General features: G+C 68.6%; 17 protein-coding genes and 1 pseudogene. 11 read left to right on the forward strand and 7 right to left on the reverse strand.

Features of this window, described 5'->3' with window-relative positions:
- Positions 1–11 precede the first annotated feature (11 nt).
- From C7T91_RS35465 to C7T91_RS33515, 4 genes and pseudogenes are all read left to right on the forward strand, one after another.
- Positions 12–956 carry an SGNH/GDSL hydrolase family protein gene (locus C7T91_RS35465; protein ID WP_236638180.1) on the forward strand — a complete coding sequence of 315 codons (945 nt, stop codon included), beginning with the start codon at positions 12–14 and terminating at the stop codon, positions 954–956.
- Between the two features lie 7 nt (positions 957–963).
- A complete protein-coding gene (locus C7T91_RS39410; protein ID WP_407943292.1) occupies positions 964–1,284 on the forward strand; it encodes a Rieske 2Fe-2S domain-containing protein in 321 nt (106 codons plus the stop codon).
- Positions 1,217–1,885, forward strand: a complete 669-nt coding sequence (locus tag C7T91_RS11920; protein WP_108259453.1) for a hypothetical protein — start codon at positions 1,217–1,219, stop codon at positions 1,883–1,885. Before C7T91_RS39410 ends, C7T91_RS11920 begins: the two co-directional genes overlap by 68 nt.
- A gap of 10 nt (positions 1,886–1,895) precedes the next feature.
- A pseudogene (locus C7T91_RS33515) lies at positions 1,896–2,429 on the forward strand (alpha/beta hydrolase); the annotation flags it as partial.
- On the opposite strand, the gene C7T91_RS39415 reads toward C7T91_RS33515, so the two are convergent.
- The 3 genes from C7T91_RS39415 to C7T91_RS11935 all read right to left on the reverse strand — a co-directional run bounded on the left by C7T91_RS39415 (position 2,396) and on the right by C7T91_RS11935 (position 4,136).
- A complete protein-coding gene (locus C7T91_RS39415; RefSeq protein WP_161555865.1) occupies positions 2,396–2,554 on the reverse strand; it encodes an NAD(P)-binding domain-containing protein in 159 nt (52 codons plus the stop codon). The pseudogene C7T91_RS33515 and the gene C7T91_RS39415 sit on opposite strands and share 34 nt — an antisense overlap.
- Positions 2,555–2,631: 77 nt before the next feature.
- Complete coding sequence (locus C7T91_RS11930; protein ID WP_108259455.1) at positions 2,632–3,474, reverse strand: enoyl-CoA hydratase/isomerase family protein; 843 nt, start codon at positions 3,472–3,474, stop codon at positions 2,632–2,634.
- On the reverse strand, positions 3,471–4,136 hold the full coding sequence (locus C7T91_RS11935) for an SDR family oxidoreductase (RefSeq protein WP_201742082.1): 666 nt from the start codon (positions 4,134–4,136) through the stop codon (positions 3,471–3,473). Before C7T91_RS11935 ends, C7T91_RS11930 begins: the two co-directional genes overlap by 4 nt.
- Between C7T91_RS11935 and C7T91_RS33520 the strand changes: the two genes are divergently transcribed.
- From C7T91_RS33520 to C7T91_RS11965, 7 genes are read left to right on the forward strand one after another with little or no spacing between them, the layout of a single operon-like run.
- Positions 4,135–4,386: a M20/M25/M40 family metallo-hydrolase gene (locus C7T91_RS33520; protein WP_201742083.1), complete on the forward strand. Its 252-nt coding sequence runs from the start codon at positions 4,135–4,137 to the stop codon at positions 4,384–4,386. The genes C7T91_RS11935 and C7T91_RS33520 overlap by 2 nt on opposite strands.
- Positions 4,383–5,309, forward strand: a complete 927-nt coding sequence (locus tag C7T91_RS11940; protein WP_161555867.1) for a cupin domain-containing protein — start codon at positions 4,383–4,385, stop codon at positions 5,307–5,309. The genes C7T91_RS33520 and C7T91_RS11940 overlap by 4 nt, the downstream gene beginning before the upstream one ends.
- Positions 5,309–6,247 (forward strand): nucleoside hydrolase, encoded by a 939-nt coding sequence (locus C7T91_RS11945; RefSeq protein ID WP_108259458.1) that lies wholly within the window; start codon positions 5,309–5,311, stop codon positions 6,245–6,247. Before C7T91_RS11940 ends, C7T91_RS11945 begins: the two co-directional genes overlap by 1 nt.
- Positions 6,248–6,288: 41 nt before the next feature.
- Positions 6,289–7,086 carry an ABC transporter ATP-binding protein gene (locus C7T91_RS11950; RefSeq protein WP_201742084.1) on the forward strand — a complete coding sequence of 266 codons (798 nt, stop codon included), beginning with the start codon at positions 6,289–6,291 and terminating at the stop codon, positions 7,084–7,086.
- 56 nt (positions 7,087–7,142) lie between these two features.
- Entirely contained in the window at positions 7,143–8,156 is a 1,014-nt protein-coding gene (locus tag C7T91_RS11955) for an ABC transporter substrate-binding protein (RefSeq protein WP_108259460.1), read from the forward strand.
- The gene (locus C7T91_RS11960) at positions 8,153–8,956 is read left to right on the forward strand and encodes an ABC transporter permease (RefSeq protein ID WP_108259461.1); all 804 of its coding nucleotides are present in this window, start codon (positions 8,153–8,155) and stop codon (positions 8,954–8,956) included. The genes C7T91_RS11955 and C7T91_RS11960 overlap by 4 nt, the downstream gene beginning before the upstream one ends.
- Positions 8,953–9,714: an ABC transporter permease gene (locus C7T91_RS11965; protein WP_108259462.1), complete on the forward strand. Its 762-nt coding sequence runs from the start codon at positions 8,953–8,955 to the stop codon at positions 9,712–9,714. The genes C7T91_RS11960 and C7T91_RS11965 overlap by 4 nt, the downstream gene beginning before the upstream one ends.
- A 78-nt stretch (positions 9,715–9,792) precedes the next feature.
- Here C7T91_RS11965 and C7T91_RS11970 read toward each other — a convergent pair whose 3' ends face one another.
- The 4 genes from C7T91_RS11970 to C7T91_RS11985 all read right to left on the reverse strand — a co-directional run bounded on the left by C7T91_RS11970 (position 9,793) and on the right by C7T91_RS11985 (position 13,580).
- On the reverse strand, positions 9,793–11,307 hold the full coding sequence (locus C7T91_RS11970) for a tripartite tricarboxylate transporter permease (RefSeq protein ID WP_108259463.1): 1,515 nt from the start codon (positions 11,305–11,307) through the stop codon (positions 9,793–9,795).
- Positions 11,307–11,591: a tripartite tricarboxylate transporter TctB family protein gene (locus tag C7T91_RS35470; protein ID WP_236638181.1), complete on the reverse strand. Its 285-nt coding sequence runs from the start codon at positions 11,589–11,591 to the stop codon at positions 11,307–11,309. Before C7T91_RS35470 ends, C7T91_RS11970 begins: the two co-directional genes overlap by 1 nt.
- A 1,081-nt stretch (positions 11,592–12,672) precedes the next feature.
- On the reverse strand, positions 12,673–12,951 hold the full coding sequence (locus C7T91_RS11980; protein WP_108259465.1) for a lipid A-modifier LpxR family protein: 279 nt from the start codon (positions 12,949–12,951) through the stop codon (positions 12,673–12,675).
- Positions 12,948–13,580 carry a CAP domain-containing protein gene (locus C7T91_RS11985; RefSeq protein ID WP_108259466.1) on the reverse strand — a complete coding sequence of 211 codons (633 nt, stop codon included), beginning with the start codon at positions 13,578–13,580 and terminating at the stop codon, positions 12,948–12,950. The genes C7T91_RS11980 and C7T91_RS11985 overlap by 4 nt, the downstream gene beginning before the upstream one ends.
- Between the last annotated feature and the right edge of the window lie 13 nt (positions 13,581–13,593).

Consider the following 13,593-nt stretch of genomic DNA (forward strand, 5'->3'; position numbering starts at 1 on the left):
AGGTGCTGCCGATGGCGCTGATGACCCCCTCCGAGACCCTCGACTGGGAAGTCCAGCCCTGCGACATCCGCCAGGACGACCACATCCCCGGCGCGGTGACCACGCGCTACGGCAAGGATGCCAGCGACACCGTGGCCTACCGCTTCAACAGCGCGGGCTTCCGCGGCAAGGACTACGACCCGGCCGCGCGCATCCGGATCTGCGTGATTGGCGAAAGCAATTCCTTCGGCACCGGGCTGGCCGAGGAGCTGACTTACGGCAGCCGCGTCGCCGACCACCTTTCGGAGGCGCTCGGCATTCCGCGCGACGAGGTCAACCTGCTGAACCTGTCGGTCGGCGGCGCCTCCGGCGACTATGTCACGCGGATGCTGCTGAAGCACGTGCCGGCGCTCGAATTCGACCTGGTGCTGCTCTACTACCCGCCGCCGCAGCGCATGGAATATTGCGGCGGCGGCGATTTCGAGCGCTTCAACCTGTCATCGATCCCGCATGACCGGATCGACGAGCTGCCGCCGCCGCTGGCCGGCTATCTCGAGCTCTACAACGAGCATGTCGGCCGGATCGCGATGATCAAGAACATCCTGCTGGCCCAGGGATTGCTGGAACATGCCCGCATTCCCTATGTCATCGCCACCGAGCATCTGCGCCCCAACCTGCGCGGCCAGCCCCACCTGGCGCCGTTCCTCGGCGCGCTCGACGACCGCTGGATCCTGCGCCACCGCTATTTCGTGATGCGGCTCGACCGCGCGGCGGACGGCACTCATGGCGGCCCGATCGGCCATGGCGCGCTGGCCATCGCCATGCTGCCGCTGATCGCGGCGCAGTTCGACCGCCATGGCGAGGAGGAGGCCGTGGAGCAGATCACCGAGCATCACCGCAGGATGCGCGCCGCCGATCCAGACTGGATCGCCATGCGCCGCGCGCTGCGCGAGGCCAAGGAGCGCGCGGGCAGATGACGACGCCCTGCCCGATTGGCGCGACGCTTGGCACGCGGTCTCCTTCCTCGAGGATCTCGATCCGCAGACGGTGACCCGCGTCACGCTGCATGGCGAGGGCTTCGCGCTGTTTTTCGGCGCGGATGGCGCGCCTGCCTGCGTGCTGGACCGCTGCCCGCACCGCGCCTGCAGCCTCCGCCGGGACCGTCCGCCCGGCCGGTGCGTCGGCGCCCGCGCAGGGCCGTCCCGTGGCCGGGGAACCGCGCGAGGAGCGGATGAGCATGGCGGAACGGTTCCGGCTGTCCTGCTCGGTCAGCAGCGGCGCCACGCTCCAGTATTCGGACCATGACGACCAGAGCACGGAATACGGCAAGCTGAGATTCAGCCTCGGCTGCTCGGCGCGGCTGGCCGAGCGCGTCTCGGTGCGCGCCAACTACATCTACTACCCGATCCAGCACCAGCAGGCCCCCTGGGACCCCGACTATACCTACGCGATCTCGTGGCGCGTCACGGATGTGCTGCTGCTGGACTACTCGAACTACTCGGCCCGCTTCGCCGCGGCCGGAGCCTATTACATGCCGACGCTGATGGACGGAAACCTCAGGGCCTACCTGGCGCTGCCGAAGATCCGCTTCGATGAAACCCGCGTGGCCTCGTGTTCCTTCGGGCTCGGCCTTCCCAGTCCCGCCGATGCCTCCTGGTCGCTGGGCTGCAACATGCCGCTGACCGAGAAGCTGCGCGTCGGCTTGACCGGATACGCCTATCCGCCGCGGGTGCACGAACCCTGGAGCCCGGATTTTTCCTATACGGCGAGCTACGAGCTGACCGAGAAGATCCGGATCAGCTACGCCAATTACAGCAACAACCGGCTGCCCTGGAACGATGACCGCTCGCATGGCCCCGGGGTCCTCGGCGGCAGCATCACCGTGTCCTACCGGCTGAGTTTCTGAGGAGATCCGCATGGCCCCGAGCGTCCTTCGTTCCCTGCTCGGCGCGGCGGCGCTGCTGGCGGCAACGGCCTCCGGACCCCGCGCCGAGGTGCGCTTCGGCAACGTGGCGGCAAGCGAGACGCTGGACAGGCCGGTGCGCTATGCGGTTTACCTGCCTCCAGGCTATGGCAGCGACGGGCGCGACTATCCGGTCCTCTACCTGCTGCATGGCGGCGGTTCGGGCCAGCCCTCGGACTGGTTCACCCTCGCGGGGATCGACCAGCTGCTGGACCGGATGATCGGCTCCGGCGAGATCCGGCCGCTGATTGCGGTGGCCCCGGACGGCCGCCGCGATGCCGGAAACGCTGTCGCCACCTATTTCCTCGACGATGCCGACGGCGCCACCCGCTGGGAAACCATGTTCTTCGAGGATTTCATTCCCGCCGTCGAGACCCGCCACCGCGCGATCGGCAGCGGCGATGCGCGGGCGCTCCTGGGCATCTCGATGGGCGGGGTGGCCGCGGCGGTCTATCAGCTGCGCGCCCCGGACCGCTTCGCCGGCGCCGCTGCGCTGGCGAAGCGCGCGCGCGCAGCCTCGCCGAGGTCATGGACCGCGAGCGGCCCCGATTGCAGCAGCCGTTCCGCCAGCGCGCCGCCCATGACGCCCAGCCCGACATAGCCGATCTTCATTCCGTCTCTCCCCCGGCCCGGCCGGTCTCTTCCCGAAAGGATGCGGCCCGGACCGCAGCGGCCCGGGCCGGATGCCGCTATTCCGCCGCCTTCACCGAGGAGGGCAGCCCGTCATTGTAGGGGATCGCGGCGGCGGCGGCCTGAGGGTCCGAAGGGCGCTTTTCGATCAGCGCCTGCAGCCCCTCGCGGAACTCCACCGAGCTCATCGCCAGAACCTGGCCGAAATCCTCGTAATCCATCAGCTCTGCCGCGCTGCTTTCGAAGGACTTCAAGAGCAGCTGCTTGGCCACGCCCATCACCTCGGCCGGACCGGAGGCGAGCTTCTCGGCCAGAGCCAGGCCCTTGGCGTCGACTTCGTCATCCGGCACCGCCTCGAGCGCCAGGCCGTTCGAGACGATCTCGTCCGCGCCCCAGGTGCCGTTGGTGTAGATGAAGTTCCGGGTCTTCGCGAGGCCGATGGTGCGCGGCAGCGTGTAGAGCGTCATGCAATCCGGCACCGCGCCGAGGCGGAAGAACCCGGCGCTGAACTTCGCGCTCTCGCCGACGATGACCAGATCCGCCATCAACGCCAGCCCCATGCCGCCGCCGATGGCGACGCCGCGCACGCCGCAGACGACGGGGCGGTTGAGCTGCAGGAGCGGCGGGAACAGCGTCGCCGCATGGCGGAAGCGGCGGTGAACCGGCCAGGGCTCGTTGGCCTCGGTCAGCATGCGCAAATCGCCGCCCGCGCAGAAGTTCTTGCCCTTCGAGGTCAGGTAGACCGCGCGCACGGTGTGGTCGTCCTCGATCTCGCGGACGATGTCGCGCAGCGAGAAGCGCATCTCGCGGGTCAGCGAGTTGCTGGCCTTTTCATTGGCCAACCGGATGATCAGGACCGAGCCGCGGCGCTCGGTCTCGACATGGGGGTACTGGGTGATCATGCAGCGGCCTCCGCCTTCGGCACGGCCACGCCGGTCGAAGAGCGCGAGCGGTTGCGGCCGCCATCGACCACCAGATCGGCGCCGGTGACGTACTGGCCCGCATCCGAGCACAGGAACACGGCCGCGCCCGCGATGTCGGAGGTCTTGCCGAATTCGCCGAGCGGGATGGAGGACAGCTCCAGCTCCTTGCGGCCCGAATCCTCGTAGATGCGCTTGACGCCCTCGGTATCGCCGATCGCGCCCGGCGCGATGGTGTTGCAGCGGATGCCGTCCTTGCCCCATTCGCCGCAAAGTGTCCGCATCAGCGACATGATGCCGGCCTTTGCGGCGCCGGCATGGGCACAACCCGGCCAGCCTTCCAGCGCGCGGGTGGTCGAGATCGCGATGAAGCGCCCGCCGAAGGAGGAGTCCTTCAGCGCCGGATAGGCCGCCTTGGCGCAGTAGAAGGTGCCGTTGAGGTCGATGTCGATCACGGTCTTCCAGGCATTGGTGGACATTTCCGATGCCGGGACCACGAAATTGCCGGCCGCGTTGGCGATCATGATGTCGAGGCTGCCATAGGTGTCGACGGCGGCCTGGACGGCGGCGGCGACCGCCTCGGGGTCGCGCACGTCGCAGGTCACGGCGGTCGCCTCCGCCCCCATGGCGCGCAGCTCGGCCATGCGCGCCGCGATCCGCCGCAGCGCCGCGGCGCATGGTTTCCCGGCCGCCGACCTGCTTTCCGCCGCCGGGCATGACGCGCGCCACATGGCGCCCCTCTGCCCCTCGGCGATGATCTTCATCCCCTGCCGCGGCGGGCTCAGCCACCATCCCGACGAATGGGCCGAGCCTGCCCATGTCGCGGCCGGCGCCCAGATCCTGCTGGACGTCAGCCTCGATGCCGCCTCATCCGATCAAGGAGACCTGACATGACGATCAACGACATGGCCGAAATGCCGGTCCAGCTGCCTGCCGCCCCGAAAAGCGACGCGGAGGCGCGCGGCCGCTATTTCAACTCCGGCAACGCCTTCAACATCAAGCTCCCGCCGGTGCCGCCGCGCATCCTGCGCGACGCGCCCGCACAGGCGCTGGCGAAGAACGAAACCGGCTGGGTGCTCTGCGACCTCTCCGCCGAGCTCGACTGCCCCTTCCCGGCGACCACGCCCCTGATGCTGGCGCGCTACGCGACGGTGCTGGCGGGCGACAGCCTCGACGTGACGCTCACCTGCACCGCCTCGGTCTGGTACGTGATCGAGGGCACGGCGACGATCCATGTCGGCGACGAGACGGCGACCTTGGGAAAGGGCGACATCTTCCTGCTGCCGGGCGGCGTCGGAAGCCGCATCGAGTCGTCGGAAACGGCTGTCTTCTGGGCGGTCGGCAACGATCCGCAGCTCGCCTTCGAGAAGGCGGCGCCGATGACCGGCGCGGAGGCCGCGACCGCCTTCGTCCATTACCCGGCCGCCGAGATCCGCCACCAGCTCGACGTGGTCTATGGCCGCGACGCCAACGAGAGCACCTCGGGCCATGCGCTGATCTTCTCCTCGGAAGCCACCGAGAAAAGCCGCAACATCGCGCCGACCCTGACGCTGTCGCTGAACACGCTGAAGCCGCAGAGCTTCCAGCCGCCGCACAAGCACAACTCGGCCGCGCTGACCCTCGCCGTGGCAGGCGACCCGGCCTATTCGATGGTCGACGAAGAGAAATGCGACTGGTCGCCCTGGGCGACGCTGCTGACCCCGGCCGCCGCCAAGCACAGCCACCACAATGACGGCGACACCCGCGCCGAGTTCCTGATCGTGCAGGATGGCGGGCTCTACTACCACGCCCGCACCATGGGGTTCGAGTTCTACTGATGCGGCTGATCATCGATACCGACACCGCCGGGGACGACTGCTTCTCGCTGCTGCTGGCAATGAAGACGCCGGGCGTCACGCTGGAGGCGGTGACGATCTGCAACGGCAATGTCGATTTCGACCAGCAGGCCGAGAACGCGCTGGCGACGATCGAGGCGGCAGGCAAGTCGGGCGACGTGCCGGTCTATCTGGGCGCCCGCAAGCCCTTGATCGGCGACTGGGAACCGGCGCAGATGCACGGCGCCGACGGGATGAGCGGCGCGGGCTTCCCGCCCGCCCGCCAGCGCCCCGAAGAGCAGCACGCGGTCGATGCGCTGATCGAGCGGATCATGGCCGCCCCGGGCGAGATCGAGATGATCGCCCAGGCGCCGCTGACCAACCTCGCGCTCGCCGTGACCAAGGAGCCGCGCATCGCCCGGGCGCTGAAGCACCTGTGGATCATGGGCGGCACCGACAATTCGGTGGGCAACGTCACCCCCTGCGCCGAGTTCAACTTCTTCATCGACCCCGAGGCGGCCGAGATCGTGTTCCGCGCGGGGTTCCGGATCACGCTCTCGACCTGGACGCTGACGCTGAAGAGCGCGGTCTTCGACGGCGACCAGCTAGCCCGGCTCGACGCGCTCGGCACGGCCCTTTCCGACTTCCACGCCAAGGTGTCGAAGACGCCGCGCGCGGTGGCGGAGGAACGCTACGGCCGCGTCATCTGCACCTATCCCGACACGCTGACCTGCGCCTGCGCGATCAACCCCGCGCTGATCACCGAGGCACGCGACGCGGTGGTGCGGATCGAGACCGGCGGCACGATCGCCCGCGGCTTCTCGGCGGTGCACCCGGCGAAACTGGGCGCGCGCTGGCCCGAATACCGCAACAATGCCCGCGTCATCGGCGCCGCCGACAATGACGCGTTCTTCTCGATGGTGGAGGCCGCCCTCGGATGATGACCCGACCCCAGACAGATTTCACCGCCGCGGAGGCAGCCATGACCGAACCCGCAGAGCCGATCCTCGACCTGCGCAACCTCTCGAAGACCTTCGGCGAGGTGCAGGCGATCAAGGGCGTCGACCTGAAGGTCCAGCCCGGCGAATTCGTCACCGTCGTCGGCCCCTCGGGCTGCGGCAAGTCCACGCTGTTCAACATCGTCTCGGGGCTCGAGGAACCCGACAGCGGCTCGGTGCTGCGCTTCGAGGGCCGGTCCGTCATGGCGCGCGACCTCTTGGGCAATGTCTCCTTCATGCCGCAGCGCGACCTGCTGCTGGCCTGGCGCAACGTGATCGACAACGCGATCCTGCCCCTGGAGATCGAGGGCGCCAACCGCGCCGAGGCGCGCAAGGAAGCCGAGCGGATGCTGCCGGAATTCGGGCTTGCAGGCTTCGCGAAGCAGTATCCGCACGAGCTGTCGGGCGGCATGCGCCAGCGCGTGGCGCTGATGCGGACCTTCATGTTCAAGCGCGACCTGATGCTCCTCGACGAGCCCTTCGGCGCGCTCGACGCGCTGACCCGCACGATGATGCAGCGCTGGCTGCTCGATGTCTGGCAAAAGCACCGCCGCACCGTGCTGTTCATCACCCACGATGTCGACGAGGCGATCTTCCTCGGCGACCGCGTGCTGGTGATGACCGCCCGGCCCGGCGCGATCAAGCTCGAGCGCAAGGTCGACCTGCCCCGGCCGCGCAATGCCGACCTCGTCACCTCCCCAGAATTCATCGCTCTCAAGCGCGATCTGCTCGATGCGATCGAGGAAGAGAGCATGAAGACCTTCGGTCCGTCCTCGCATTAGGGCCGCAGCCGGAGCCCGGGCGGAACCGGGCCCTTCAACCAGCACGGAGACTACCCATGAAACGACGTTCCTTCCTTTCGACCCTCGGTGCCGCCGCCTCTGCCGCGGTTCTCGGCGCGCCCGCCATGGCGCAGGACCTGACCGAGGTCTCGCTGCGGCTCAAATGGCTGCCGCAGGCGCAGTTCGTTGGCTTCTACATGGCCAAGGAAAAGGGCTATTACGCCGAAGAGGGGCTCGACCTGACGATCAATCCGGGCGGCCCGAACCTGCTGACCGAGAACCTGGTCGCCACCGGCTCGGACACGTTCGGCCTGTCGGGCGGCACCGACTCCGTCTTCGCGGCGGTCGAGAAGGGCCTGCCGATCACCTGCATCGGCATCGCCCATCAGGAAACCCCCTTCGTCTTCGTCTCCAAAGCCGACGGCCCGGTGCAGGAGATCGCCGATTTCCGGGACGCGGACATCACCACCTGGTTCACCGGTGCCAACTATGTGCTCTTCGGCATGCTGGCCGCCAACGGGCTCGACCGTTCGGCCATGAGCATCCAGCCGCAGCAGGTCTCGGTCACGCCCTTCGTCGACGGCCAGGTCGATGTCGTCACCGCGACCCGCTACAACGAGTACTACACGCTGATGACCCGCGTCGGCGAAGACAACCTGAAGCGCTTCGTCCCCGAGGATTACGGCGTCTCCTTCCCGCGCGACACGCTGATCGTCGGCAATGACTTCGCCGCCGAGAACCCCGAGCTGGTGCAGGGCTTCGTGCGCGCCTCGGTCAAGGGCTGGCTCGACACCTTCGCCGACAAGGAAGCGGCGATCGACCTGATCCTCAGCGAGGCGCCGACGCTGGAACGGCCGCACCAGGAATTCATGCTCGACGAGATCGAGAAGATCATGCTGGCCGGTGCCGCCGCCGAGGACGGACTCTTCGCCATCGACATGGACGCCGTCAGCAGCGCCCACCAGATCCTCGTCGATTACGAGGTGCTGGGCGGCCCGATCGATCTGGAAGCGGCCTTCGACAGCCAGTTCGTCGATGCCATCCCGGCGGCGGAGCGCCTGCCGCAATGACGGCAATCCCGGCATCCGCGGGGGCCTTCCCCGCTGCACGGCGCTTCGGCGCCGTGCTTCCCCTGCTGCGCGGCCTGCTCGCTCTGGCCGCGGTGCTGGTGGCGGTGGAGCTGATCATCCTCGCCTTCGGCATCCGCCCCTATGTGCTGCCGCGCCCCTCGATGGTGCTCGAGGCGATCCTGCGCACGCCTGCCGCCTATCGCGACGCGATCCTCCGCACCGGCACCGAGGTGCTGCTGGGCTTCGGCGCGGGCGCACTCTTCGGCGTCTGGATCGGCGTCGCCTTCTCGCGGCTGCGCTTCCTGCGCGAGACCGTCTTCCCGATCTTCATCGTGTCCCAGACCATTCCCGTCATCGCCTTCGGCGCGCTGGTGGTCATGTGGTTCGGCAACACGATCCTGGCCAAGGCCGTCATCGTCTTCTACCTGACCTTCTTCCCGGTCACCGTGAACACGCTCCTCGGGATGCGCACCGTCGACCAGAAGCAGGTGCAGCTGATGCAGAGCTTCGGCGCCTCGGATGCCGTGATCATGCGCAAGCTGCGCTTCCCGACCGCTCTGCCGCATATCTTCGTCGCGCTGCGCATCGCCTCGGCGCTGGGGCTCTCGGGCGCAGTGGTCGGCGAATGGTTCGGCGACACGACCGGGCTCGGCGTCCTGCTGCTGCAGGGCATGTATGCCGAGAACATGGTCGCGATCTGGGCCGCCATCCTCTGTGCCGCCGCGCTCGGCATCGCCTTCTTCTCCGCCATCGGCTGGGCGGAAAAACGCATCGTCTTCTGGGGAGGCGAAACCGCATGACCCATGATCCCATGACCCCCTCGCGCCATGCGCTGGCCCGCGGCCTCCTCGGCGGCGGCGCGCTGTTCCTGATCTGGGAAATCGCGGCGCGGGGCTTCGACCTGCCTGCCTACATCCTGCCCGCCGTCTCCGAGATCCTGCTGCGGTTCTGGACCGCGCGCGACGTGCTGGGGGGCGCGGCCGTCTACACGCTGGGCGAGGCCTTCGGCGGCTACCTGCTGGGCGGCGCGGTCGGCGTGGCGCTGGCGCTCTGCGTCACGCTGGTGCCGGTGCTGCGCCGGGTGATCGTGCCCGCCGCCACCGCAGTCAACTCGGTGCCGATCGTCGCCTTCTCGCCGCTGATCCTGCTGTGGTTCGGCATGGGCGCCGGGTCGAAGGTGGTGATGGTCGCCGTCGCGGTCAGCTTCACCATGTTCGTCTCGGCGCTGGCAGGCTTCGACCGGGTGGACGAGCGCAGCGTGAACCTGATGCGCAGCTTCGGCGCCAGCCGCGCCGCGATCCTGTGGAAGCTGCGCCTGCCGACCGCGCTGCCCCTGATCCTGTCGGGGATGCGGCTTTCGACCGTGCGCAGCCTGATCGTCGCCATCGTCACCGAGATGCTGGGCGCCTATGGCGGGCTCGGCTGGGTGATCTACCAGGCGGTGATCGTGATCGACTTCGTCCAGGTCTGGGCGGCGATCTTCGTGGCCTCGGCGGCCAGCCTCGCCTTCTTCGGCTTCGTCTCCTTCCTAGAACGCCGCCTGGTCTTCTGGCGCTAGGCGGCGGCCTGGCCCGGAAAAAACGGCAGCCGCCCCGGGAGGAGGGCGGCTGCCGGCCGGGAAGGGAGGCCCCGGAACTCAGCTGGCGGCCGTGCGCCGATGCACCAGCTTCTCCTTCGCCATCCGCCAGAGCGGCGTCTGCGACAGGAAGATCAGAACCACCGCCGCCGAGAGCGCCAGCGACAGCGGGCTCGTCACGATGCCGTGGAAGAAAGCGCCCAGATCCTCGCGCTCGGAAATGATCGCCCGGCGCCAGTTGTCGTCGAGCAGCCGCGACAGGATCACGCCCAGGATCACCGGTCCCAGCGGATAGCCGTAATGGCGCATGAAATAGCCGAACACGCCGAAGCCGAGCATCCAGTAGACATCGGTCACCGAGTTGTTGACCGCATAGGCGCCGACGATCGACAGCAGCATGATCAGCGGGATCAGCACCGCGCGCGGCATCTCGACGAGCTTGGTGAAGAGCCGGATGCCGGTCAGGCCGAAGAGCAGCATGAAGCAGTTCGCGGTCACCAGCGCGCCGACGATCACCCAGAACATGTCGGGCTGCGTCACCATCAGCATCGGGCCGGGGTTCAGCCCGTGGATGAAAAGCGCGCCGATCATGATCGCGGTCACCGCGTCGCCCGGAATGCCCAGCGTCATCATCGGGATGAAGGCTCCGCCGACGGCGGCATTGTTGGCCGTCTCGGGCGCGACCAGGCCTTCGATGGCGCCCTTGCCGAAGGGCCGCGACGGCTTCTTGGTCACCCGCTTGGCGTGGTCATAGGCCATCAGCGCCGCGATGTCGCCGCCGGTGCCGGGAAGCGCGCCGATGATCACCCCGATGAAGGAAGTCTGCATGCTGAGCGGCAGGTGCTTCTTCACGGTGCCCCAGGACGGCACGATGCGGTCGATCTTCTGGCGCACGGCGGCGCTGTTGACATGCTGGAGCTGGATCAGCGCCTCGGAGACGCCGAACATGCCGATCATCACCGCGATGAAGCTGATCCCGCCCTGCAGGAGCGGCACGCCGAAGGTGAAGCGCTCGGTGAAGGTCAGCGGGTCGAGCCCGACCGAGCCCACGGCGAGCCCCAGCGCGCCCGAGAAGATGCCCTTGACCAGCGAGCCGGTGGAGAGCGATCCGACCAGCAGGATGCCGAGCACGGCGAGCAGCATGTAGTCGCGCGGCTGGAAGGTCAGCGCGAAGTCCGACACGACCGGCGCCGCCATGGCCAGAACCGCAATGCCGAGGAGACCGCCGAGGAAGGACATCACCGTGGTCACGCCGATCGCCTGCCCCGCCTCGCCGCGCTGCGCCATCGGATAGCCGTCGAGCGCGGTGGCGATCGCCGAGGGCGCGCCGGGGATGTTCAGGAGGATCGCGGTGCGCGAGCCGCCATAGACCCCGCCCATGTAGATGCCGATCATCAGCGAGATCGCCGGCAGCACCTCCCAGGAGAAGGTGAAGGAGATCAGGATCGACACCGCCATGGTGACCGACAGACCCGGGATCGCGCCGACATAGACGCCCGCGAAGGTGCCGAGCCCGACCATCAGCAGCAGTTCGGGATGGGTGAAGACGGTCAGGAAAGCCAGGAGCGCATCCATCACCGGGTCCCCCCGGCAAAGAGGTCGCGCAGCGCCTGGACGAGTTCCGCCTCGGGCAGGATGCCCGCGGGCAGGAGCACCGTGAAGACGATGCGGAAGACCAGCCAGATCGCCACCAGGCTGCCCGCGCCCACCGCCAGCGCGAAGCCCCAGCCGCGGCCCGACAGGAAGCGGATCGACAGCACCAGGAAGATCGCCGCGGCCGGCACGAAGCCGAGCGGCACCAGCACCATGCCGAAGGCGACCAGCGCCGCCGCCATCACCACGACCACGCCCGGCAGCACGTCGCGTCCTCGTCCCGGCAAAGCTGTCCCGTGCCTCGGCCCCGACGAAGCCAGGCGGCGTGACGCGTCACATGCCGGAGCGGCACGCTTGCGGCCGGCGGCTGGGTCCGCGCGCCGACCGGCACGGCCTGGAATCGGCCTCGACCGGGCCATTCCGGGCCATTTATCCAATCGCCGGGACAGATCATCCGGAGGCATTCCGGGCCGGAGCATGTCCTTCCCCACTCCGCCCCCTTTGGCGGCACCACGGGAACATCCGGCCAATGCGCTGCACTGCCGGAAGGATGTCGTTGCGCATCCGGACGCCGGCCATCGCCAGCTTCCATGACATGCCGTCGCGGCACGGCACGAACAAAGACATGACGCCCGCCGAGGGCAGAGACGCGGTGCATGGCTGCCGCCCGGCCCTGATTCCCCGCAACATGCCGATCGAGGTCGCGGGACATCGGCCGCTGGCCGGGCCGCGTCACGCAGGCCATCCGATCGCCGGGGCACGCTCAGACCGTTTCAGCAACCGGCTCATGCCTCGGCCCGTCTCAACAAGCGGCACGCTCCATCTGTGCCAGAGCCCCTTAGGCACGAGGACCGGACATGACTTGTCGCAGCCGCCGAAGCGGCGGACCCCGGCGATTCCGGAGCCTGGCCTGCGCATGGCTTGGCGCCCTCGGCGACGGGCTCCGGTCTTGCGGCAGCACGGCGATCTCCTCTCTTCAGCCTTCCCGCCCCCGCCATCATCAGGCACAAGCGATCGACCACATGGGCCCGGAAGACCCGCAAAGGATGGCGCAACGCCCCGACAAACATGACCGTGCTTTGACATGCGTCGCTGCGGATGGCGCAAGCGGGCCGGCTGACTTGACCTCCCGCTGGCTTCCGGAAAAAGAAAGCCCGGTCCCGGACGCCACAGCACCGACTTCAGGCGCCAAGCCGTCGCCAGGCAGCATGGCGGCAGGACGCTGCATGCAATTGCCCCCCGCCTCTCCGTGTTCACGATGGCGCGGCGCCGGCCCGCCGGGCGCATTCCTCGAAGGAGACTGCCGCGGAAGAGACCGCCGGCCTGCCGCCGCCGCGGTCAGGGCAGCTAGAACCGCCAGTTCACGTGGATCGAGCCGACCACCTGGCCTTCGGGCTGCGCCTCGAATTCCTCGCTGAGCCAGGTGACGCCGTAGAAGACCTGCCGCCCCTGCCCCCAGCGCCACAATCCGCCGGCCCGCGCCCGGTAGCGCATGTCGGTCAGCTCGTAGCCGCGGCTCGACGGCAGATAGCTCGAGCGCGAGACATGCGCCGCGTCGGCGCCGATGGTCAGGCCGAAGCCCGCCGCCTCCAGCTGGGTGGCGGGCAGCAGCAGCCCGGTGGTCACGTCGCGGACCCCTGGCCGCCGCGCAGCTCGTCGCGGCCCTGGCCGCCGTGCATCTCGTCATCGCCGCGCCCGCCCGCCAGGAGGTCGAAGCCCGCGCCGCCGTCGAGATAATCGTCGCCTTCGCCGCCCCGGAGCGTTTCGGCGCCGTCGCTGCCCATGATCTGCAGGTCGGCGATGCCCCCGGTATGGCCGAAATGCTGGGTGACCATCAGCGCGGGGCGGTCATCGAAGCGGCTGTAGGGGCCGATTTCGACGCCGAGGCCGATCAGCTCGAAGGCGGGGTCGAGGAGGTTCGCGCGGTGGCTGGTGCTGTCCATCAGCGCCGCGAAGATCAGCTCCAGCACCTCGCCATGGCTCTCGCCCGGCGTGTCCGCCGTGCGCACGCCGAGGTTCTCGCCGGTGCCCCAGGGGGCCTTGAAGTCGAAGCCCGCCGCCTCGATCCGCTGCCGCGCGGTGGAGCCGTCGGGACCGTCATGGCTGAAGGTGCCGGTCTCCAGAAGGACGCCGCTGTAGATCGCTGCGGAGCCGTTGAGGTTGCGCTCGAGCACCAGGGCGCCGAGACCCTCCGCCAGCCGCGCGGCATTCACCATGTCGAAAAGCTGGAGCTCCAGCGTGTCGGCGATCTGCATCCCTGTCTCCCGA

Origin of the sequence: Mangrovicoccus ximenensis, from assembly GCF_003056725.1 — a bacterium.
In the GTDB taxonomy this organism is placed as follows: domain Bacteria; phylum Pseudomonadota; class Alphaproteobacteria; order Rhodobacterales; family Rhodobacteraceae; genus Mangrovicoccus; species Mangrovicoccus ximenensis.